Raw genomic sequence first — 21849 nt, 5'->3', positions numbered from 1 at the left:
TGCCCGGCGCTCCGGGCCGGAGCTCGCCGCCCGGTGCTCCCGGCCGGACCGCCTCGCCATGATCGGGGCCAGGCGGGGGCTACACCCGCCGCCGGACCGTGTACGCCACGCCCCCGGTGACCGCCTCCTCGCCCACGTACTCCTGCTCCCGCATCCCGCACCACGCCGGGATGTCCAGCCGGGCCGCCTCGTCGTCCGAGAGCACCCGCACGGTGCCGCCCACCGGGACGGTGCCGATCACCTTCGCCAGTTCGATCACCGGGATCGGACACCGCTTCCCCAGCGTGTCCACCACCAGGGACGACGGATCCCCGGCCGCGGCGGCCGGGACGGCGGCCGTCGGGGCGCCCAGCCGCTGCCGTACCGAGGACACCACCTCCGGCAGCAGCGCCAGGAAGCGGTCCACATCCGCGTCCGCGGTACCCACCGGCAGCGACACCCGTACGTTCCCCTCGCTCAGCACCCCCATCGCGCGCAGCACATGGCTGGGCGTCAGGGTGCTGGAGGTGCACGACGAGCCCGAGGAGACCGAGAAGCCCGCCCGGTCCAGCTCGTGCAGCAGCGATTCGCCGTCGACATAGAGACACGAGAAGGTGACCAGGTGGGGGAGGCGGTGCAGCGGGTCGCCCACCACCTCCACATCGGGGACCAGTTCCGGCACCCGGGCGCGGATCCGGTCGACCAGGCCGCGCAGCCGGGCCGCCTCGACGGCCGCGTCCGCGCGTACCGCCCGGAGGGAGGCCGCTGCCGCGACGATCGCCGGCAGGTTCTCGAACCCCGCTGACCGGCCCGACTCTCGCTCGTCCAGGGGACCTTGGGGGGCGAACCGCACGCCCTTGCGGACGGCCAGCAGCCCGACACCGGCCGGTCCGCCCCATTTATGGGCACTGGCGGTGAGGAGGGACCAGTCGCCGGACACCAGCCCCCAGCCGAGTGACTGCGCCGCGTCCACCAGCAGCGGCACCCCTGCCGCCCGGCAGGCCGCGGCGATCTCGGCGACCGGCTGTTCGGTGCCCACCTCGTGGTTGGCGGACTGGAGGCAGGCGAGCGCGGTGTCCGCGCGGAGCGCCTCCGCGAAGCCGGGGACGGCGACCCGGCCGAACCGGTCCACCGGCACCTCGGTCACCGCCGCCCCCGGCTCACCGGCGCCCGCACGGCTCCCGCCGCTCCCGCTGGGGCCGACCGCGCCCGCCACGCCGAACTCCGCCGCGTGCAGCACCGAGGAGTGCTCAACCGCCGACACGACCAGATGGCGGCCGACACGCCGGCGGCCCGCGAGCGCGCCCGCCACCCCGAGGTGCACCGCGCGCGTCCCCGAAGGGGTGAAGAAGAGTTCGTCGGGACGGCAGCCGACCGCCTCGGCCGCCGCCTCCCGTGCCGCGTCCAGGAGCAGCCTGGCGCGCCGGCCCTCGCGGTAGAGCCTGGCGGGGTCGGCCCACCCGTCATCCAGGGCGGCGTGCAGGGCCTGCTTGGCCACGGGGTGCAGGGGCGCAGTGGAAGCGGCGTCGAAGTAAGGCATCCCGCCACGTTAGGCCGTGTCCGCTCAGGGGAGCGCGCGAACCCCTCCCGTCCGCGCCGACTTCGGCCGGTCGCCGTTCTCGGGGGTGGCGCGAACGGCGGATCGCGGTGCGACGCGCCGCCGATTGCGCGCGGATTTCAGAACGGATTCCCGCTGGAAACCGGGTGTTTTCCAGGGGGATTCCACCCCTTCGGGGTGTCGGACGGCGCGTTGGGCACCCTCCCCGCGCGACCCCAAATAGCGTCCAGTAGGGTTTGGTCCGCATAAACATCCAAACCCCTGCCCGCGTCAGGGCCGGCGACCGACCAGCGAGACGGCCGCAGCCCGTCGCGCGGGCCGAGACTCTCGGGAAGGCGCTACGTGAGTCCCAACGGCTCCGACCGCTCGTCGCGGCGCCCGATGCGGCGGAAGCTGCCGCAGGTGCTGACTGCGGGACTGATCCTGGCGACCGCCACCGGTTGCGAATACACATACAAGGATTTCCCCCGCCTTGGTATGCCCACCCCCGTCACGGAGGAGGCGCCGAGGATTCTCTCCCTCTGGCAGGGCTCCTGGGCGGCCGCGCTCGTCACGGGCGTGCTGGTGTGGGGTCTGATCCTGTGGAGTGTCTTCTTCCACCGGCGCAGCCGCAGCAAGGTGGAGGTCCCTCCGCAGACCCGGTACAACATGCCCATCGAGGCCCTGTACACCGTGGTCCCTCTCATCATCGTTTCGGTGCTCTTCTACTTCACGGCCCGTGACGAGTCCAAGCTCCTCGCGCTCTCCGACAAGCCGACCCACACGATCAACGTGGTCGGCTACCAGTGGAGCTGGGGCTTCAACTACATCGAGAACGTCCCCGGTGTGAAGGGTGACGCGAAGACCGACAAGAACCTGCAGGCGATTCCGGACCGGTTCATCAAGAAGTTCCCGGCGAACGCCGGCGGCGTGTATGACGCCGGTATCCCCGGTACCCGGAATCCGCAGAACGGCAACCCCGGCCCCACGCTGTGGCTGCCGAAGGGGGAGAAGGTCCGCTTCATCCTGACCTCCCGGGACACGATCCACTCGTTCTGGGCGGTTCCCTTCCTCTTCAAGCAGGACGTCTTCCCGGCCCACACCAACGCCTTCGAGGTGACCCCCTCACGGGAGGGCACTTACATGGGCAAGTGCGCCGAGCTCTGCGGTGTCGACCACTCCCGGATGCTCTTCAACGTCAAGATCGTCTCCCCGGAGCGTTACCAGCAGCACCTGAAGGAGCTGGCCGAGAAGGGGCAGACCGGCTACATCCCGTCGGGCATCGCGCAGACGGACCCGGCCAGGAATGCGGAGAAGAACCAACTGTGAGCATCCTCAACGAATCCCAGGGTGCCGCCGCAGCAGCTGACGACTCGTACGAGAACGAGCTGCCGGTACGGCGCAAGCAGCCCGGCAATGTGGTGGTGAAGTGGCTGACCACCACCGACCACAAGACCATCGGCACGCTCTACCTGGTCACGTCGTTCGTCTTCTTCTGTATCGGCGGGGTGATGGCGCTCTTCATGCGCGCCGAGCTGGCCCGTCCGGGCACGCAGATCATGTCGAACGAGCAGTTCAACCAGGCGTTCACCATGCATGGCACGATCATGCTGCTGATGTTCGCCACCCCGCTGTTCGCCGGTTTCGCGAACTGGATCATGCCGCTTCAGATCGGCGCGCCCGATGTGGCGTTCCCGCGGCTGAACATGTTCGCCTACTGGCTCTACCTGTTCGGCTCGCTCATCGCGGTGGCCGGCTTCCTCACCCCGCAGGGCGCCGCCGACTTCGGCTGGTTCGCCTACTCCCCGCTGTCGGACGAGGTCCGCTCGCCGGGTGTCGGCGCCGATATGTGGATCATGGGCCTGGCCTTCTCCGGCTTCGGCACGATCCTCGGTTCGGTCAACTTCATCACCACGATCATCTGCATGCGCGCGCCCGGCATGACGATGTTCCGGATGCCGATCTTCACCTGGAACGTGCTGCTGACCGGTGTGCTGGTCCTGCTCGCCTTCCCGGTACTCGCCGCCGCGCTCTTCGCGCTGGAGGCGGATCGGAAATTCGGCGCACATATCTTCGACTCGGCCAACGGTGGCGCGCTGCTGTGGCAACACCTCTTCTGGTTCTTCGGCCATCCAGAGGTGTACATCATCGCCTTGCCGTTCTTCGGCATCGTCTCCGAGATCATCCCGGTCTTCAGCCGTAAGCCGATGTTCGGCTACATGGGCCTGGTCGGCGCGACGATCGCCATCGCCGGTCTCTCGGTGACGGTGTGGGCGCACCACATGTATGTCACCGGTGGCGTGCTACTGCCGTTCTTCTCCTTCATGACCTTCCTGATCGCGGTACCGACCGGTGTGAAGTTCTTCAACTGGATCGGCACCATGTGGAAGGGCTCACTGTCCTTCGAGACACCGATGCTCTGGACGATCGGCTTCTTGATCACCTTCACCTTCGGTGGTCTGACCGGTGTCATCCTGGCTTCGCCGCCGATGGACTTCCACGTCTCGGACTCGTACTTCGTCGTCGCCCACTTCCACTACGTCGTCTTCGGCACCGTGGTCTTCGCGATGTTCGCCGGTTTCCATTTCTGGTGGCCGAAGTTCACGGGCAAGATGCTGGACGAGCGGCTTGGCAAGATGACGTTCTGGACGCTGTTCGTCGGATTCCACGGCACATTCCTGGTGCAGCACTGGCTGGGTACCGAAGGTATGGCGCGTCGTTACGCGGACTATCTGGACGCCGACGGTTTCACCGCGCTGAACACCATCTCCACGATCAGTTCGTTCGTTCTCGGCGCTTCCGTACTGCCGTTCTTCTACAACGTCTGGAAGACCGCGAAGTACGGAAAGAAGATCGAGGTCGACGACCCGTGGGGTTATGGTCGTTCGCTCGAATGGGCGACGTCCTGCCCGCCGCCGCGGCATAACTTCCTCACCCTGCCGCGCATCCGCTCGGAATCCCCGGCCTTCGATCTGCACCACCCTGAGATCGCGGCCGTCGACCAGCTCGAAAACCGTGGCGAAGTCGACAAGTCCCTCACCCTTGGGAAGGAGGCCGGCAAGTGAAGATCCAGGGAAAGATGTTCCTCTGGCTGAGCTTCTTCATCCTCGTCGTGGCCATCCTCTACGGCGTGTGGTCGAAGGAGCCGGTCGGTACCACCGCGCTCTTCATGGCCTTCGGGCTGAGCATCATGGTCGGCTACTACCTGGCCTTCACGGCCAAGCGCGTGGACGCCATGGCCCAGGACGATCTGGAGGCCGATGTCGCGGACGAGGCCGGCGAGCTGGGGTTCTTCGCCCCGCACAGCTGGCAGCCGCTGCTGCTCGCCACCGGTGGAGCGTTGGCGTTCCTCGGTGTGGCGGTCGGCTGGTGGCTGATCTACTTCTCCGCGCCGCTCATCCTGATCGGAATCTTCGGTTGGGTGTTCGAGTACTACCGCGGTGAGAACCAGAACCAGTAGCACCACCCGCAGGACTCCAGCCGGGGGCTCATCTCCGGCACGGGCCCGGCTCCCCTCACCCCTGAGGTTCACTCAGGAGGGGGGAGCCGGGCCCCGCCCATTTGCAGTCGTCCAGCGCGCCATGATGAGCGGATCTTCATAGCGTGTGCTTATGAACCAGACGCCGCGCTACAGCACTGTTCTCCGCTGCACCCTGCTGGCCCTCGCCTTCGGGGCGGTCGCGACCGCGTGCGGCGAATCCGCCACCCATCCGCTCTCCACCCGTCCCTTCGACGCGGCCGAGCAGGTCGTCTTCAACACCCCCAAGGGCGCCGTGAAGGCCAATCCCGACAAGCCCCTGGAAGTCACCGTCAAGGGTGACGAGGGCCGGATCACCGATGTGACGGTCGTCGACGACTCGGGCCACCACCTGGGGGGTGAGCTGTCCGCCGACGGCAGCCTGTGGCGCTCCACGGGCTCACTGTCGGCCGGCGCGAAGTACACGGCACGGGTGGCCACGGAGAACAAGGACGGCGCCCCCGGCACCCGTACGCTGCTGTTCGAGACCGCCGCGGCCAAGAGGCTGCTGACGGTCGACTTCGGCCCGGAGGCGGGCACCTACGGCGTGGGCCAGCCCCTGATCGCGGTGCTCAGCATGCCCGTCGCCGACAAAAAGGCCAGGGCGGTCGTCGAACGCGCGCTCAAGGTGGACTCCAAACCCGGCGTCGAGGGCGCCTGGCACTGGGTCGACGACGAGAACCTGCACTTCCGGCCCAAGGACTACTGGCCGACCGGCGCGACCGTCCGCGCCTCCAGCAACCTCCAGGGCGTCAAGATCTCCAACCAGCTCTACGGCGGCGCGTCCAAGCCCCTGAGCGTCTCCATCGGCGACCGTGTCGAGGCCATCACCGACGCCTCTTCCCACTACATGACGGTCAAACGCAACGGAGAAGTGATCAATACCATTCCGGTGACCACCGGGAAGCCCGGCTTCTCCACCCGCAACGGCGTCAAGGTGGTGCTCGGCAAGGAGTACTTCGTGCGGATGCGGGGCTCCAGCGTCGGCATCGGCGGCTCGGAGGCGTACGACCTGCCGGTCTACTACGCCACCCGGGTCACCTGGAGCGGCGAGTACGTGCACGCCGCACCGTGGTCGATCGGCTCGCACGGGTACGCGAACGTCAGCCACGGCTGCACCGGCATGTCCACGGGCAACGCGGCCTGGTTCTACGAGACCGTGCGCGAGGGCGACCTCGTCCATGTCGTCAACAGCTACGGCGAGGACATGGACGCCTTCGGCAACGGCTACGGCGACTGGAACCTGTCCTGGGAGGACTGGCGCAAGGGCAGCGCGCTGGTGGCCGGGGTCAGGGACGGCAGCGGCCCCGCCGACGCGGCCCGACTGCGCCCCCGCTTCTAGGGCAACTGCCGGGCTCCGTACTCGTACCCGTACTGGTGAACCGCCGCCCGCCCCGGTCCACCGGGAGCACTGCAAACACCGCAAACACCGGAAACGCGCGTGTCCCCGGGGCGGGAAGGCCCCGGGGACACGCGCGCTCGTCCGTTCACCTGCGGCACAGGAGCCACTCAGGCCCCCACAGAGAGCCTCCCGCGCAGCAGGGTGGCCAGTGCCGCCGCGAAGTCCACCGGGTCCACCGGCAGCGTCACAGCGGCCTCCGCGCGGCTCCAGGTGGCGAGCCAGGCGTCCTGGGGTCGCCCGATCAGCAGCAACACGGGCGGGCAGTCGAAAATCTCGTCCTTGATCTGCCGGCAGACACCCATCCCACCAGCGGGCACCGTCTCGCCGTCCAGCACACAGACGTCCACACCGCCCTCCTCCAGCCGCTTCAGCACGGCAGGGAGGGTGGCGCACTCGATGAACTCGACCGGGGGCACATCGGCCGCTGGCCTGCGCCCGGAGGCCAGCCGCACCTGTTCGCGAGTGTTGGCGTCATCGCTGTAGACCAGCACGGTGGCGGTCGGCTGCATCGTTCCTCCGCGTCGTCGATCGGTCGTCGGATCAAGTACCGACGCGCCGGATGCTACTCGCTCCACCTGTCGGTAAACAGCGGTTCGGGCGCCCTGACGATGGGCCGTTCGGGCTGGACACAGGCCACTGACACACCGAACGGCACCCCCCGGAGTGAGGGCGGGATAAGCGACCGACATAATGTCGGTCGTGGCGACAGCAACGACAGTAGAAACCGGGCACGCGCACCCGTCGGTCAATCGGCCGAACCTCACCAGCGTCGGAACCATCATCTGGTTGAGTTCCGAGCTGATGTTCTTCGCGGCCCTCTTCGCGATGTACTTCACCCTGCGATCGGTAACGGGTGCCGAGTTCTGGTCAGAGAAGGCCGGCCTTCTGAACTTCCCGTTCTCGGCGACCAACACCACGATCCTGGTGCTCTCTTCCCTCACCTGTCAGCTCGGCGTATTCGCCGCCGAGCGCGGCGACGTGAAGAAGCTCCGTACGTGGTTCATCATCACGTTCATCATGGGCTCCGTGTTCGTCGGCGGCCAGGTGTACGAGTACACCGAACTGGTCCAGCACGGGCTCTCCATCTCGTCGGACCCGTACGGCTCGGTGTTCTACCTGACCACCGGCTTCCACGGACTGCACGTGGCGGGCGGTCTCATCGCCTTCCTCCTGGTCCTGGGCCGGACCTACGCGGCCAGGAGATTCACCCATGAGCAGGCAACCGCCGCCATCGTCGTGTCCTACTACTGGCACTTCGTCGATGTCGTCTGGATCGGCCTCTTCGCCACGATCTACATGATCAAGTAACGGCGCGGGCACCCCGTGCCCGAAGCAGACACAGTCCAGCAGCATCGACGCAGAAAATCCTGACACCGGGGTAATCCGTGAAAAAGCTCTCCGCACGACGACGCCATCCGCTGGCGGCGGTCGTCGTCCTACTTCTCGCGCTGGCGGCCACTGGGGGGCTGTACGCCGCGTTCGCACCCGCGGACAAGGCACAGGCCGAAGAAACCGCCCAGTCCCTCGCCATCGAGGAGGGCAAGAAGCTCTACACCGTCGGCTGCGCTAGCTGCCACGGAACCGGCGGTCAGGGAACCACTGACGGCCCGAGCGTGGTCGGTGTCGGCTCAGCCGCCGTCGACTTCCAGGTCGGCACCGGCCGTATGCCGGCCCAGCAGCCCGGCGCCCAGGTGCCGAAGAAGAAGAACATCTACACGAACGCCGAGATCGACCAGCTCGCCGCGTACGTCGCCTCGCTGGGCGCGGGTCCGATCACGCCGACCGAGGCCCAGTACAGCCCCAAGGGCGCGGACATCGCCAACGGCGGTGACCTGTTCCGTACCAACTGCGCCCAGTGCCACAACTTCACCGGTAAGGGCGGCGCCCTGACGAACGGCAAGTACGCCCCCACCCTGGAGGGCGTGAGCGCCAAGCACATCTACGAGGCCATGCAGACCGGCCCGCAGAACATGCCCTCCTACCCCGACGGCGTGATGCCGCAGCAGGAGAAGCGCGACATCATCGCCTACGTCGAGACCATGAACGACCCCAAGGTGGCGTCGAACCCCGGCGGTCTGAGGTTGGGCGGTCTCGGTCCCGTCAGTGAGGGTCTGTTCGCTTGGATCTTCGGCCTGGGGACGCTCATCGCAGTCGCCGTCTGGGTCGCGGCCCACACCGCTAAGGCCAAGAAGTCATGAGTAGCCAAGACATTCCAGAAGAGAACCTGCCGTCAGAGCAGGCCGCCGCGCACGGCGCGGCAGGGCACGGAAACACCGCCGTCGCCCAGCGTGCGGACGACGATCCGTTCGCCGACCCGGGACTGCCGGTCCACAAGCCGCGTATCCAGGACATCGACGAGCGGGCCGCCAAGCGCTCCGAGCGCACGGTCGCCTTCCTGTTCACGCTCTCGATGCTGTCCACGATCGCGTTCATCGCCTGCTTCGTGGCCTTCCCCGTCGAGAAGCTCGTCTACATCTGGCCCTTCGGCCGGGTGAGCGCGCTGAACTTCTCGCTGGGTCTCACGCTCGGCGCGGCCCTGTTCTTCATCGGCGCCGGCGCGGTCCACTGGGCCCGCACCCTGATGTCCGACCTGGAGATCGCCGACGAGCGGCACCCCATCGAGGCCGAGCCCGAGGTCAAGGCCAAGGTGCTCGCCGACTGGGCGGCCGGCAACGAGGAGTCCGGCTTCGGCCGGCGCAAGCTGGTCCGCAACACCATGTTCGGTGCGCTGGCGCTGGTCCCGCTCTCCGGTGTGGTGCTGCTGCGCGACCTCGGTCCGCTGCCCGAGAAGAAGCTCAGGACCACGCTCTGGGCCAAGGGCAAGATGCTCATCAACATGAACACCCAGGAGCCGCTCCGCCCGGAGGACATCACCGTCGGGTCGCTGGTCTTCGCCCAGCCCGAGGGCCTGAAGGGTGACGACCACGACTTCCAGTCGCAGATCGCCAAGGCGGCCCTGATGATCGTCCGGATCCGTCCGGACGACATCAAGGACAAGCGCGAGCTGGAGTGGTCGCACGAGGGGATCGTGGCCTTCTCGAAGATCTGCACCCACGTCGGCTGCCCGATCAGCCTGTACGAGCAGCAGACCCACCACGTGCTCTGCCCGTGCCACCAGTCCACCTTCGACCTCTCCGACGGCGCCCGCGTCATCTTCGGCCCCGCCGGTCACGCCCTGCCGCAGCTGCGGATCGGTGTGAACGCCGAGGGCAACCTCGAAGCGCTCGGCGACTTCGACGAGCCCGTCGGTCCTTCCTTCTGGGAGCGCGGATGAGCACTACGACCGAGACCAAGGGCGCCGACACCCGGCGCAAGGCACCCGCGGGTGAGAAGGTCGCCGACTGGGCGGACGGCCGGCTGGGGATCTACTCCCTGGCCAAGGCCAATATGCGGAAGATCTTCCCGGACCACTGGTCCTTCATGCTCGGTGAGATCTGCCTCTACAGCTTCATCATCATCATCCTCACGGGCGTCTATCTGACGATGTTCTTCAACCCGTCGATGACCGAGGTCGTTTACCACGGCAGCTACGTCCCGATGCAGGGCGTGCGGGTCTCGGAGGCGTACGCCTCGACGATGGACATCAGCTTCGACGTCCGTGGCGGTCTGCTGATCCGGCAGATCCACCACTGGGCCGCGCTGATCTTCGTCGCCGCGATGATGGTCCACATGATGCGCGTCTTCTTCACGGGCGCGTTCCGCAAGCCGCGCGAGGTCAACTGGCTGTTCGGCTTCCTGCTGCTCGTCCTGGGCATGTTCACCGGCTTCACCGGTTACTCGCTCCCGGACGACCTGCTCTCCGGCACCGGTGTCCGCTTCACCCAGGGCGCGATCCTGTCCGTACCCGTCGTCGGTACGTACATCTCGATGTTCCTGTTCGGCGGCGAGTTCCCCGGCCACGACTTCGTGGGCAGGTTCTACTCGATCCACATCCTGCTGCTGCCCGGCATCATGCTCGGCCTGCTGGTGGCCCACCTGATCCTGGTCTTCTACCACAAGCACACCCAGTTCGCGGGCCCCGGCCGGACGAACAAGAACGTCGTGGGTATGCCGCTGCTGCCGGTGTACATGGCCAAGGCCGGCGGCTTCTTCTTCCTGGTCTTCGGCGTCATCTCGGTGGTGGCCGCCATCGCCACGCTGAACCCGGTCTGGTCGATCGGCCCCTACCGGGCCGACCAGGTCTCCACCGGCGCACAACCCGACTGGTACATGGGCTTCGCCGAGGGTCTGGTCCGTGTGATGCCGGGCTGGGAGATCAACGCCTGGGGCCACACCCTGGCACTGGGTGTGATGATCCCGCTGGCGATCTTCCCGCTGGTGCTGGGCGCCATCGCGGTCTGGCCGTTCATCGAGTCCTGGGTCACCGGGGACAAGCGCGAGCACCACATCCTGGACCGCCCGCGCAACGCCCCGACCCGTACCGGCTTCGGTGTGGCCTGGCTGGTGGCGTACTTCGTCATGCTCATCGGTGGCGGTAACGACATCTGGGCGACGCACTTCAGTCTGTCGATCAACACGATCACCTGGTTCGTCCGGATCACGTTCTTCGCCGGACCGGTCATCGCCTTCATCGTCACCAAGCGGATCTGTCTGGGTCTCCAGCGCCGCGACCGGGACAAGGTGCTGCACGGACGCGAGACCGGCATCATCAAGCGCCTGCCGCACGGTGAGTTCGTCGAGGTCCACGAGCCGCTCAGCCAGGGCGAGCTGTACAAGCTCACGGCGCACGAGCAGTACCAGCCGCTGGAGCTCGGCCCCGCGGTCGACGAGAACGGTGTCAAGCGCAAGATCAGTCCGGTGCAGAAGCTCCGGGCCAAGCTCAGCAAGGGCTTCTACGGTCCGGGCAACCAGATCGCCAAGCCCACGGCGGAGGAGTACAAGGAGATCACCAGCGGCGACGGTCACCACTGACCGCCTGACCGCCTGATCACCCCGCCCTGTCGGGAGATCGCCACAGCGGGAGCCCCGTCCATTCGATGGACGGGGCTCTTCGCTGTCCGGTGCGCTGGATAGGGTGGGGTATCCCCCTCGTGGGGTTTTCCTACTCGCCTTGTGGACCCTGGAGCGGACCATGAACGTTGTGACCCCGGTTGGCGGCGACAGCGTGGCGGACCTCTCCTGGCCCGGCGTGCTGAACTCCCTGCTCGACAATCGCGACCAGAGCGCGGACGCCACCGCGTGGGCGATGGACCGCATCCTCAGCGGCGAGGCGACGAACGCGCAGATCGCCGGGTTCGCCGTCGCCCTGCGCGCCAAGGGCGAGACCGTGGCGGAGATCTCCGGTCTCGTACGGACCATGTACGCGCACGCGAACCTGATCGAGGTGCCCGGCCCCAGCGTCGACATCGTCGGCACCGGGGGAGACGGCGCGAAGACCGTGAACATCTCGACCATGTCCGCGATCGTCGTCGCCGGTACGGGGACGAAGGTGGTCAAGCACGGCAACCGCGCGGCCTCCAGCGCGTCGGGCGCCTCCGACGTCCTGGAGAAGCTCGGCGTCAATCTGGAGCTGACGCCGCAGCGGGTGACCGAGGTCGCGGAGGAGGCCGGGATCACCTTCTGCTTCGCCGTGAAGTTCCACCCGGCGCTGCGGCACGTGGCGGCGGCCCGGAAGGAACTCGGCATCCGCACCACCTTCAACTTCCTGGGCCCGCTCACCAACCCCGCCCGGGTGAAGGCCCAGGCCACCGGCGTCGCGGACGCCCGGATGGCGCCGATCCTGGCGGGGGTGCTGGCCGAGCGCGGCTCGTCGGCGCTGGTGTTCCGCGGGGATGACGGCCTGGACGAGCTGACGACCACGGCGACGTCCCGGGTCTGGGTGGTACGGGACGGCGCGGTACGGGAGGAGGCGTTCGACCCGAGGGACCTCGGCATCGACCTCGTCCCGGTGGCGGCCCTGCGGGGTGCGGACGCGTCCTACAACGCGGATGTGGCCCGCCGCCTGCTGAACGGCGAGCGGGGGCCGGTGCGGGACGCGGTCCTGCTGAACTCGGCGGCGGCGCTGGTGGCGCTGGAGCCGGCCGGCGGCACGCTGAACGAACGCCTGGCGGCGGGCATGGAGCGGGCGGCGGCCTCGATCGACTCGGGCGCGGCGGGGGCGGCGCTGACGCGATGGGTCGCCGCGAGCAACGCGTGACCCCCTCCGGGGTGGTTGGGGGTGCGGGCTTCCCGTAGCCCCGGCTCCCTTGGCCGAAGGGTCCGTCCTCAATCGCCGGACGGGCTGGGATGGTGCGCTGTCTCGTCGGCCCGGTTCTGGGGCGCCTCGGGTGGCGGAGGTGTGGCAAATTCCAGCCGGTCCGGCGTTTGAGGACGGACCCTCCGGCTCGGGAGGCAGTAGGAACAGGGGCCCCGGGCCGGGAGGCGCACACGGGGTACCCGGGCCGTGCTGTCTCGTCGGCCCGGTTCTGGGGCGCCTCGGGTGGCGGAGGTGTGGCAAATTCCAGCCGGTCCGGCGTTTGAGGACGGACCCTCCGGCTCGGGAGGCAGTAGGAACAGGGGCCCCGGGCCCGGAGGCGCTCACAGGCACCCGGGCCGGAGGCCACCCCGTTCCGGGATGCGGACGTGGTTGCGGCGACACCACCCCGTGGCATAACGTCGTCGCAGGTCATGAGTGACAGCGACTACGGCCCCGGCCCGCTGTCCGGCAACCCTCCGTCCGTGGCGGGGTGCCCCGGGTGAAGACCAGGCCGTGGGCAGCGAGGCCCGCGGCAAGCGCGGACCCCTGCAAGCCCTGGGGTCCTGGTCCTCAAGGGAGCAGTCTCGTGAGCAAGCGAATGCGATAGGGCTGAACGCCCCTTCTTCAGCACACCCTCCGTACGGCCACCGCCGTGCGTCCGAGGCATCCCCGTACCCTCCCACCCGTGTCAGCGGGTCGATGGCGTGCGGGTCCATGAAGTCATTTCGCCGCGTCCTGCCGGGAGATACCGCCATGTCCGCATACCCCCACGCCGCCGTCGACACCCTCGCCCCCCTGCCGGTCCTGGGCCGCGATGTGACCGTCCCGCTCGTCACCGGTGGTGAGGTCACCTACGCCGCCCTCGACTACGCCGCCAGCGCCCCCGCCCTCCAGCGCGTCTGGGACGATGTGGCCGCGTACGCCCCGTACTACGGCAGTGTCCACCGCGGTGCCGGCTATCTCTCGCAGCTCTCCACCGACCTCTTCGAGAACAGCCGGGAGACCGTCGCCGGGTTCCTCGACTGCCGCGACGGCGACCAGGTCGTCTTCACCCGCTCCACCACCGACTCGCTCAATCTGCTCGCCGCCTGTCTGCCCGCGGACTGCCAGGTCTTCGTCTTCGAGACCGAGCACCACGCCTCGCTGCTGCCGTGGCGGGACGCCCGGGTGACCTACCTCAACGCGCCGCGTACGCCCGCCGAAGCCGTCGCGACGCTGGAGCACGCACTCGCGGACCGTGACCCGTACGGCCCCGCGCTGGTCTGTGTGACCGGCGCGTCCAATGTGACCGGTGAGCTGTGGCCGGTGAAGGAGCTGGCCGCCGCCGCCCACGCCCATGGCGCCCGGATCGTGCTGGACGCCGCACAGCTCGCGCCGCACCACCCCGTCTCCGTACGGGAACTCGACGTCGACTGGGTCGCGTTCTCCGGGCACAAGCTGTACGCGCCGTTCGGTTCGGGTGTGCTCGCCGGGCGGGCGGACTGGCTCCAGGACGCGGAGCCGTACCTCGCCGGCGGCGGTGCCTCGCGGAAGGTCGCGCGCCGGGCGGACGGCGGGGTGGAGGTCGAGTGGCACAGCACCGCCGCCCGCCACGAGGCCGGTTCGCCCAATGTCATCGGCGTCTACGCCATCGCCGCCGCCTGCAAGGCGCTGACCGAGGCCGGCTTCGACGAGCTGGTCGCCCGTGAACAGCGGCTGGTCACCGCCGTCCGGCAGGGGCTCGCCGAGGTGCCCGAGGTCAGGGTGCTGTCGCTGTTCGGCGACGACGCCCCGCGCGTCGGAGTGATTTCCTTCGTGGTGGAGGGCTGGAACAGCTCGCACTTCGCGGCGGCGCTCTCGGCGGAGTACGGGATCGGGGTACGGGACGGGCTGTTCTGCGCCCACCCGCTGGTGCGCACCCTGCTGGGCAGCGACCCCGGGGACCCGGGCGAGTGCGGCGCCCCGGAGAGCGAGCCGGGCGAGAAGTCGCTGAACGCGATCCGGGTCAGCTTCGGCGCCGGGACCCCCGACGAGCACGTGGAGCGCTTCACCCAGGCCGTGAAGGAGCTGGTGGCCGATGGCGCGCGGTGGAACTACCGCACCCAGGACGGCCGCTGCGTCCCGGACACCAGCGCGTCCGTGTGACCCGCGGACCGGCTCACGCGTCGGCGTGCTCCCGCAGTCGGGTCCCGATCAGCACCATCCGCAGGGCGCGTTCGGTGGCGTCGGTGAGGAACTCGCCGCCCCGGCCGAGCGCTTCGGTGAGGCTGACCGGCGCCGGCAGGATCGAGCTGTAGGCGTCCACGCCCGCCGAGCGCACCTGGTGCGCCCCTTCGCCGATGGTGCCGGCGAGGGCGAGCACCGGGCGTCCGTACCGCTTGGCGCGGCGGGCCACCTCGGCGGGCACCTTGCCGCGCGGGGTCTGGTGGTCGATGGCGCCTTCGGCGGTGAGGACGAGGTCGGCGCGGGCGAGGCGGGCGTCCAGGTCGAGATGGTCGAGGAGGACGTCGAAGCGGGGGAGTAGTTCGGCGCCGAGGGCGGCGAGTCCCGCGCCCAGTCCGCCGGAGGCCCCGGTGCCGGAGCCGAGTCGGAGATCCGTCCGCACCCGGAGATCGCGGGTGAGTACGGCCGCCCAGTGCTCCAGGGCCGCCGCGAGCTGTTCGACCTGCGCCGGGGTCGCGCCCTTCTGCGGGCCGAAGACCCTGGCGACACCGCGGTCGCCGCACAGCACGTTGAAGGGGTTGCAGGCGACCCGGATCTCCGTGTCGGCCAGCCGCGGGTCGAGCCCCGAGGTGTCGATCCGGTCCAGTCGGACCAGCTCCCGCCCGCCGGTGGGCAGTTCCCGCCCCGCCACGTCGAGGAGGCGCGCGCCGAGCGCCTGGAGCGCGCCGGCACCGCCGTCCGACGTGCCGGAGTCGCCGCAGCCGACGAGGATCCGCCGGACGCCGGTGTCGAGCGCGGCGCGGATCAGTTCACCGACGCCGTACGTCGTGGTCACGGTGGGATCGCGGAGATCGCGCGGCACCAGGGAGAGCCCGGCGACCGCCGCCATCTCCACGACCGCGGTCTCGGCGCCGTCCCCCAGCAGCGCGAAGTGGGTTCCGATCGGTTCGCCGGTGGGTCCGGTGGCGCGCCGGGGGACCAGCCGTCCGCCGCTGGCGACGGCCAGCGCACGGGCGGTGCCTTCCCCGCCGTCCACCAGGGGTATCAGATCGATCTCCGCTTCCGGGACCACTCGTCGGACCCCCGTGGCGATGGCCTCGGCCGCGGACTGCGCGGAGAGGGACTCCTTGAAACCGCTGGGGGCGACGGCTATTCGGTTCAGCATGGTGCACTCCTGATACGGATGAGGGGTGGGGGGCCGTCAGCGGAGGGGCACGCCGACCAGCGGCCAGACGGCGACGGCGAAGAGGAGCACGAGCGCGGCGGTCAGCGGTGCCAGGACCGCGGACAGGCGCAGCAGGTCGCGCGGGGTGTAGGTGGGGACGCCGGGGATGTCGGCGAAGAGGGTGACCGGCTTCGCGGAGGCGGGCAGGGTGTGGCAGAAGCCGGCCGCGGCGGTGGAGGCGAGTGCGGCGGCGACCGGATTGACCCCGGCTCCCACGGCCGCCGCCACGACCAGGGGCACCAGCACCGACGAGCGGGCCGACCGGGACTGGAGGACCAGATGGGCGGCGGTGGAGATGCCCACCACGACGGTGAGGAACAGCCACGGCGGCAGGTCCAGCGGCACCCCGCCCACCAGCCATTTCGCCGCCCCGGAGTCGGAGAGCGCCAGACCCATGGCCATGGTGGCGGCCATGAACAGCAGCAGCGACCACGGCACGGTCTTCAACGCGTCCTTGAGCCGTACGGTGCCGATGGCGGGGGAGGCCGCGACGACCGCGCCGATCAGTGCGACGACGGCGGGCGGCACCCGGTGGAGCGGCTCGCTGCACCACAGCACGACGACGGTCCCGAGCAGCAGGGCACAGCGGGTCTCGGCCGCCGCCCAGGGGCCGGTGACGGGCTGCTCGCTGTGCTCCTGGATCTGTTCGGCGGTGATATGGACGGGCCCCTTCCGGTCTTCCCGGTTGGTCGTCGTGAACAGCACCACCTCCGCCGCCAGATGGGAGGAGACCACCGCCAGCGGCAGCCCGATCATCAACCACTCGGTGAAGCCGATCCGCTCCCCGGCCGTCTCCCAGAGCACCGACACCGTGATCAGGTGCGCGCCGGCGCCGATCAGGGTCGCCACCGCCGACAGCAGGATGACGGTGGGGAAGAGCAGCGCCAACATGACCACCAGCCGCTTGCGGTCCATCAGCACCTTGGCGAGGGCCAGGAACACCGGCATGGCGAGCGCGGCACGGCCGGAGGTCGCGGGCACCGCGAAGGCGGTGACGACGAGCGCGGCGGTCGTCAGATGGACGAGCTGTCTGACATTGCGGGCCCCGCCGACCAGGAAGGCGGCGGCCCGCCCGGCGAGGCCGGTCCGCGCCACCGCGGAGGCCAGCACGAAGGCGCAGATCAGCAGCCAGACCGTATCGTCCCCGAGGGTGCCGAAGAGGGCGTCGCTGCTGATCACTCCGGTCGCGGTGAGCGCGAGGCCCGCGCCCAGGGCGATGTAGGTGTCATCGATCGGCGTACCGATCCAGGCGCAGGTCGCGATGGCGAAGACGGCCAGGGTGATACGGGCGTCGCCGCTCAGTCCCGGGAAGTTGCCCGGGACGATCAGCAGGGCGCAGATGCTGAGGGCCACACACGCGGTCGCCGCTTGTCGGAGGTTCAAGGTCACATGAGAAAGGCTTCACCTCGGCGGTGAGCGTTCCATGAGCCCTTCATGAAAGGAACTTCACGCGACGACGGCCGTCGATCATCTCTTCGAAGGCCCGTCCGAACGCCGCGGCCCGTCGCCACCCGAAGTCCCGCCCGCGCCCGGGGTCCCGTCCGCGCCGCGAAGAGGCTCCCCGGACACGCCCTAGTCGGGCAGCCGGTACCCCATGCCCCGTACCGTCTCCACCCGGTCCGCGCCCAGCTTCTTGCGGAGCGCGCGGACATAGACGTCGACGATGTTGGAGCCCGGGTCGAAGTCGTACCCCCACACATGGGACAGGATCTGCTCACGGGCCAGCACCTGCCCCGGGTGGCGCAGGAAGAGTTCGAGCAGAACGAACTCGCGGGCCGTCAGATCCACCGTCCGGTCGCCCGACCGGGCCCGGCGGGTGCGCAGGTCCAGGGTCAGTTCGCCGCTGCGCAACACCGTCACCTCGGGCGCCCCGGCCGCCGTGCGCAGCCGCAGCCGTACCCGGGCGAGCAGTTCCTCGAACCGGAACGGTTTGGTCATCCAGTCGTCGGCGCCGCCCTCCAGCCCGGCCACCGTGTCCCGGACGGAGTCCCGCGCGGTCAGCACGATCACCGGCACCGACACCCGGGCCTCGCGCAGTTGGCGCAGCACGGTGAAGCCGTCCTTGCCGGGCAGTCCGATGTCCAGGATCACCAGATCGAAGCCGCCGGTGACGGCGTAGTCGTAGGCGGCGTCCCCGTCCCCGACGACGGTGGTGGTGAATCCATTGGCCCGGAGGCCCTTCTCGACGAAGGAGGCGATGCGTTCCTCGTCCTCGACGATGAGTATGCGGTTCACAGCTCTGTGTCCCTCTGCTCTTGGAGTATGAGGAGCTCTTGGAAGACGAGCACGAAAGTGGCGCCGCCGCCGTCGGTGGGACGGAGTTCGACCCGGCCGCCGTGGCCCTCGGCGATGGCCTTGACGATCGCGAGGCCGAGTCCGGCGCCGGTGGCGCGGGCCCCGCGCCGGGCGGTGCCGCGCCGGAAGCGTTCGAAGATGACCTGGGAGTCCTTGGGCTGGACCCCGGGTCCGCTGTCGGCGACATAGAGTTCGATCCGCCCGTCGGCGCTGCGTGAGCCGATGCTCACCCGCTGGCCGGGGATGGTGTGCTGGACGGCGTTCTGGGCGAGCTGGACCATCGCCTGGGTGATCCGCTGGGGGTCGAGCAGTACCTCGGCGTCGGCCACCTCGGCGAGCTTCCAGTCGCGTTCGCCGAGCGCCCGTGCCTTGACGAAGACATCGGCGGTGAGTTCGCCGAGCTGGACGGGTTCCGGGACGGCGAAGTCGGGCCGTTCGGCCTTGGCGAGCAGCAGCAGATCCTCCACGATCCTGCTCATCCGCTCCAGCTCCTCCATCACGATCCGTACGGTCTCCTCGCGTTCCGCCGGATCGTCGCCCATCAGCTCCAGATGGCCGCGGACGATGGTGATGGGGGTGCGCAGTTCGTGCCCGGCGTCGTCGACGAACTCGCGCTGCGCGGCGAACGCCCGCTCCAGCCGGTCCAGCATCGCGTTGAACGTTTCGGCGAGCGCCGCCATATCGTCGCGGCCCTGCACCGGTATGCGCCGGGTCAGATCCTGTTCGGTCAACTCCGCCGCGGTCGTCCGGATCAGCCGTACGGGTTTGAGTATCCGGCCCGCGACCGCCCAGCCGATACCGGTCGTCATCAGCAGTGCCACCCCGGATATCGCGAGCAGCATGGTGAAGACATCGCCGGCCTTGTCCTGCTCGGCGCCCGGGTGGATGGCGACGACGAAGGCGGCGGGCGGATGGCCGGGCCCGGAGCCTATCTCCACCTTCGCCCAGCGCACCTCGCCCCGCGAGCGGTGCAGGGTGCCGGTGGCGTCGGGGGAGTCGAAGACGGACACCAGGGCACCGGGGTCCTTGGCGAGCGGGTGTTCGAAGCCGAGCTCCCGGAACTGCACGATGGTGGCGGGGGTCTGGGGGGCGGGCCGGCCGATGAGACCGAGCAGTTCCTCGTCACGGTCGGCGTACTGCCGGGCGAGGAACAGCTTCAGCAGCGAGTTGGGGTCGGTGAACTTCTGCCCCGTATGGGGATCGATGCCCTGGCGTACGAAGTTGGCGAACTCGCCGGCCTCCTGTACGAGGAGGCCGTTGATGCGGTGGTCCACGTCACGCAGCAGCACGGAGCGGGTGGCGGTGGCGACGGCGCCGAGTGCCACCGCCATCACGAGGAGGAGCCAGAGGAGGATACGCAGCCGAGCGGAGACCCAGTGGCGTACCGGGTCAGCCGTCGTCACCGAAGTCGTCGCCGCCCGGGCCGTCGTCGCCCTGTCCGTTGTCGTCGTCGTCACCGGAGTTGACCGGGGGGCTGGTCGGGGGCTTCGGCGTGGGTGGCGCCGGGGTGTTGCCTCCGCCGGGGTTGGCGCCCGACGGCTGCACGCCGGAGGGGTTCTCGCTGACGGCCGGAGGTGCGACCGTCTCGTCCCGGGGTACGGGCGGTGGCGAGCTGGGCGGGCCCGTGGGCGAGCCGCTCTCCAGCTCGACCTTCGGCGGGACCTTGCGATCGTCGGGGCTGTCGGTGAGGGCATAACTCGTCACCGCGATACCGAGGGGTATCGCGACGACGGCGGCGAGGGCCGCTATGCGGTGCGAGAAGACCATGAGTTCGATGGTGACGACCGTAGCTGGGGCGGCGGATGAGACGGAGATGAGGAAGTCTTCATCTTCGCTCCGGAGGTTTGGCGGCGTCCAGTCCGATCTTCGGACCGTACGAGGTGGGGAAGGGCGCACGGGACCGGCCCGGGAGGCCGGGCGCGAGGAGCCGGAGGTGCCGGAGGTGGGGGATGCGGGGGCGAGGGCGGGCAGAGGGAAGAACCCGCCCCGGGAGGCGACCGGGGGCCCCGGAGTGGTGCGTCAGCCCGAGGGGATCGGGACGGCTCTGAGGAATCCGGACAGCCCGGAGGGATCCGGGCGTACCCCGAGAATCCAGAATCCGGACAGACTCGGGGAATCCGGGCGGGCGGTCTTTAGGAGTCCAGACCGATCGCGAACGCCGCCTCCAGATCGTGCTGCGAGTAGGTGCGGAACGCCACATGTGTGTCCGTCCCCTCCACGCCCTCGATCTTGCTGATGCGGCCGGGGATCACCTCGGCCAGATCGTCGTGTCGGGCCACCCGGACCATCGCGATCAGGTCGTACGTACCGGTGACGGAGAAGACCTCGCTGACGCTGTCGAGCGCGGCGATCGACTCGGCGATCTCGGGGATGCGGTCCACGCTGGTCTTGATGAGCACGATCGCGGTGATCACGGCTGGCTTTCTCCCTCGGTGGCCGCTGCTGGGACCTTCACTCTAGCCCGCTGCCGGAATCGTCCCCACGCGTAGAGGAAGCCGACCCCGAACCCCACCAGATGCGCCAGATACGCCACCCCGGCGCCCCCGGTGCCCGCGCCCGTCGCCGCCAGCCACTGGAGGACGAACCAGAAGATCAGCACCATCCAGGCGGGGAAGCGCAGCGGCAGGAAGAAGAGGAAGGGGAAGAGACTGGTGACCCTGGCCCGCGGGAAGAGGAAGAGGAAGGCGCCGAGCACCCCCGAGATCGCCCCGGAGGCCCCCACCAGGGTCTGCCCGGAGTCGGCGTTGACGGCCGCGTAGGCGAGCAGCGCCAGGTATCCGGTGCCCAGATAGAAGAGCGTGAACTCGAACTGCCCCATGCGCCCCTCGGCCATCGCGCCGAAGACGTAGAGAAAGAGCACATTGCCGAGTAGATGCAGCCAGTTTCCGTGGACGAACAGCGCGGTGAATGGCGTGGTCGCGGTGGTCGCGGTGGTCGCGCTGGCAGAGGCGGGGCTCATCAATTCGGCGGGGATCACTCCCCACCGCTCGAAGTACGCGGACTGTGCGGCGAGCAGCGTCTCCCCCGTCCCGTACCCGGGGTTCATCCCCGACACCGGGCTGACCAGGAAGATCGCGCAGCAGATGGCGATGGTGCCGTACGTCACCGTGGGGCCCGTCGTTGCCCCCCGGTACGCCCCGAGGGCAATCCGCCGCCAATCGACCATGGGCAGATCATGTCGTAGTCGGTCGGAACGGTACAGAGTGCCTCGCCGTGTCCTCGGAGACCCGCGAGGCCATAGAGTTACAGGGAGTACACCCGCAGTTCGACGGCGCACCGCGGTCCCCCGCATCCGTACGACGAAATGAGGACGGCACGATGACGACGGTTCCCCCGCCGACGGCCGGCACCCGCTGGCGCTGCGCACTCTGCGGCAATCTCACCCGCTTCGACGTCACGCGCTCCTCGAAGGTCGTCGAGTACGTCCATCTGGACCTGGCCGGAGAGCCGACGGTGGAGGAGCGCGAGGTGCTCAGTGAGACCATCGAGTCCGTGCGCTGCCGCTGGTGCAACGCCGTTGACAAGATCGAGCTGGTGGATAGGCCGGGCGCCGTCTCCTGAGGGAGTGGCGCGGCGG

At 69.2% G+C, this 21849-nt stretch carries 19 protein-coding genes, 1 pseudogene and 1 riboswitch; of the genes and pseudogenes, 11 read left to right on the top strand and 9 right to left on the bottom strand.

Features of this window, described 5'->3' with window-relative positions; translation table 11 throughout:
- Positions 1 to 79 precede the first annotated feature (79 nt).
- Positions 80 to 1519 (bottom strand): cysteine desulfurase/sulfurtransferase TusA family protein, encoded by a 1440-nt coding sequence (locus ACH4S7_RS01885; protein ID WP_398519075.1) that lies wholly within the window; start codon positions 1517 to 1519, stop codon positions 80 to 82.
- A 360-nt stretch (positions 1520 to 1879) separates the two neighbouring features.
- Between ACH4S7_RS01885 and ACH4S7_RS01880 the strand changes: the two genes are divergently transcribed.
- The 4 genes from ACH4S7_RS01880 to ACH4S7_RS01865 all read left to right on the top strand — a co-directional run bounded on the left by ACH4S7_RS01880 (position 1880) and on the right by ACH4S7_RS01865 (position 6375).
- Entirely contained in the window at positions 1880 to 2845 is a 966-nt protein-coding gene (locus ACH4S7_RS01880) for a cytochrome c oxidase subunit II (RefSeq protein ID WP_398519074.1), read from the top strand.
- Complete coding sequence (gene ctaD, locus ACH4S7_RS01875; RefSeq protein ID WP_398519073.1) at positions 2842 to 4581, top strand: cytochrome c oxidase subunit I; 1740 nt, start codon at positions 2842 to 2844, stop codon at positions 4579 to 4581. Before ACH4S7_RS01880 ends, ctaD begins: the two co-directional genes overlap by 4 nt.
- Positions 4578 to 4976: a cytochrome c oxidase subunit 4 gene (locus ACH4S7_RS01870; protein WP_398519072.1), complete on the top strand. Its 399-nt coding sequence runs from the start codon at positions 4578 to 4580 to the stop codon at positions 4974 to 4976. The genes ctaD and ACH4S7_RS01870 overlap by 4 nt, the downstream gene beginning before the upstream one ends.
- A gap of 151 nt (positions 4977 to 5127) precedes the next feature.
- A complete protein-coding gene (locus tag ACH4S7_RS01865; RefSeq protein ID WP_398519071.1) occupies positions 5128 to 6375 on the top strand; it encodes an Ig-like domain-containing protein in 1248 nt (415 codons plus the stop codon).
- 167 nt (positions 6376 to 6542) lie between these two features.
- Here the strand turns inward: ACH4S7_RS01865 and ACH4S7_RS01860 are convergent, their stop codons facing one another.
- Positions 6543 to 6944: a hypothetical protein gene (locus tag ACH4S7_RS01860; RefSeq protein ID WP_398519070.1), complete on the bottom strand. Its 402-nt coding sequence runs from the start codon at positions 6942 to 6944 to the stop codon at positions 6543 to 6545.
- A gap of 181 nt (positions 6945 to 7125) precedes the next feature.
- Between ACH4S7_RS01860 and ACH4S7_RS01855 the strand changes: the two genes are divergently transcribed.
- The 6 genes from ACH4S7_RS01855 to ACH4S7_RS01830 all read left to right on the top strand — a co-directional run bounded on the left by ACH4S7_RS01855 (position 7126) and on the right by ACH4S7_RS01830 (position 14734).
- Positions 7126 to 7743 carry a heme-copper oxidase subunit III gene (locus tag ACH4S7_RS01855; protein ID WP_398519069.1) on the top strand — a complete coding sequence of 206 codons (618 nt, stop codon included), beginning with the start codon at positions 7126 to 7128 and terminating at the stop codon, positions 7741 to 7743.
- 77 nt (positions 7744 to 7820) lie between these two features.
- Entirely contained in the window at positions 7821 to 8633 is an 813-nt protein-coding gene (locus ACH4S7_RS01850; protein ID WP_398519068.1) for a c-type cytochrome, read from the top strand.
- Positions 8630 to 9709 (top strand): Rieske 2Fe-2S domain-containing protein, encoded by a 1080-nt coding sequence (locus tag ACH4S7_RS01845; RefSeq protein WP_398519067.1) that lies wholly within the window; start codon positions 8630 to 8632, stop codon positions 9707 to 9709. Before ACH4S7_RS01850 ends, ACH4S7_RS01845 begins: the two co-directional genes overlap by 4 nt.
- Positions 9706 to 11346, top strand: coding sequence for a cytochrome bc complex cytochrome b subunit (locus ACH4S7_RS01840; protein ID WP_398519066.1), 1641 nt, complete (start codon positions 9706 to 9708; stop codon positions 11344 to 11346). The genes ACH4S7_RS01845 and ACH4S7_RS01840 overlap by 4 nt, the downstream gene beginning before the upstream one ends.
- 160 nt (positions 11347 to 11506) lie before the next feature.
- Positions 11507 to 12571 carry an anthranilate phosphoribosyltransferase gene (trpD, locus tag ACH4S7_RS01835; RefSeq protein WP_398519065.1) on the top strand — a complete coding sequence of 355 codons (1065 nt, stop codon included), beginning with the start codon at positions 11507 to 11509 and terminating at the stop codon, positions 12569 to 12571.
- 466 nt (positions 12572 to 13037) lie between these two features.
- A riboswitch (SAM riboswitch) is annotated at positions 13038 to 13155 on the top strand.
- Positions 13156 to 13363: 208 nt separating this feature from the next.
- The gene (locus ACH4S7_RS01830; RefSeq protein ID WP_398519064.1) at positions 13364 to 14734 is read left to right on the top strand and encodes an aminotransferase class V-fold PLP-dependent enzyme; all 1371 of its coding nucleotides are present in this window, start codon (positions 13364 to 13366) and stop codon (positions 14732 to 14734) included.
- Here ACH4S7_RS01830 and ACH4S7_RS01825 read toward each other — a convergent pair.
- The 7 genes and pseudogenes from ACH4S7_RS01825 to ACH4S7_RS01795 all read right to left on the bottom strand — a co-directional run bounded on the left by ACH4S7_RS01825 (position 14683) and on the right by ACH4S7_RS01795 (position 21438).
- Positions 14683 to 15917, bottom strand: a pseudogene (locus ACH4S7_RS01825) (glycerate kinase). The gene ACH4S7_RS01830 and the pseudogene ACH4S7_RS01825 sit on opposite strands and share 52 nt — an antisense overlap.
- Before the next feature lie 36 nt (positions 15918 to 15953).
- Positions 15954 to 17366: an SLC13 family permease gene (locus ACH4S7_RS01820; protein WP_398519063.1), complete on the bottom strand. Its 1413-nt coding sequence runs from the start codon at positions 17364 to 17366 to the stop codon at positions 15954 to 15956.
- 183 nt (positions 17367 to 17549) lie between these two features.
- Positions 17550 to 18212: a response regulator transcription factor gene (locus ACH4S7_RS01815; protein ID WP_398519062.1), complete on the bottom strand. Its 663-nt coding sequence runs from the start codon at positions 18210 to 18212 to the stop codon at positions 17550 to 17552.
- Entirely contained in the window at positions 18209 to 19675 is a 1467-nt protein-coding gene (locus ACH4S7_RS01810; protein ID WP_398519061.1) for a sensor histidine kinase, read from the bottom strand. The genes ACH4S7_RS01815 and ACH4S7_RS01810 overlap by 4 nt, the downstream gene beginning before the upstream one ends.
- The gene (locus ACH4S7_RS01805; RefSeq protein WP_398519060.1) at positions 19662 to 20039 is read right to left on the bottom strand and encodes a small secreted hydrophilic protein; all 378 of its coding nucleotides are present in this window, start codon (positions 20037 to 20039) and stop codon (positions 19662 to 19664) included. Before ACH4S7_RS01805 ends, ACH4S7_RS01810 begins: the two co-directional genes overlap by 14 nt.
- A gap of 365 nt (positions 20040 to 20404) precedes the next feature.
- The gene (locus tag ACH4S7_RS01800; protein WP_398519059.1) at positions 20405 to 20686 is read right to left on the bottom strand and encodes an Lrp/AsnC family transcriptional regulator; all 282 of its coding nucleotides are present in this window, start codon (positions 20684 to 20686) and stop codon (positions 20405 to 20407) included.
- Complete coding sequence (locus ACH4S7_RS01795) at positions 20683 to 21438, bottom strand: rhomboid family intramembrane serine protease (RefSeq protein WP_398519058.1); 756 nt, start codon at positions 21436 to 21438, stop codon at positions 20683 to 20685. Before ACH4S7_RS01795 ends, ACH4S7_RS01800 begins: the two co-directional genes overlap by 4 nt.
- Positions 21439 to 21590: 152 nt before the next feature.
- Here ACH4S7_RS01795 and ACH4S7_RS01790 point away from each other — a divergent pair, with 152 nt between their 5' ends.
- Positions 21591 to 21833: a hypothetical protein gene (locus tag ACH4S7_RS01790; RefSeq protein ID WP_398519057.1), complete on the top strand. Its 243-nt coding sequence runs from the start codon at positions 21591 to 21593 to the stop codon at positions 21831 to 21833.
- Positions 21834 to 21849: the final 16 nt, after the last annotated feature.

It is taken from the genome of Streptomyces sp. NPDC020965, from assembly GCF_044333555.1.
In the GTDB taxonomy this organism is placed as follows: Bacteria; Actinomycetota; Actinomycetes; order Streptomycetales; family Streptomycetaceae; genus Streptomyces.
Note: the sequence above shows the minus strand (reverse complement) of the source record. Positions and strands in the feature narration are given on the sequence as shown.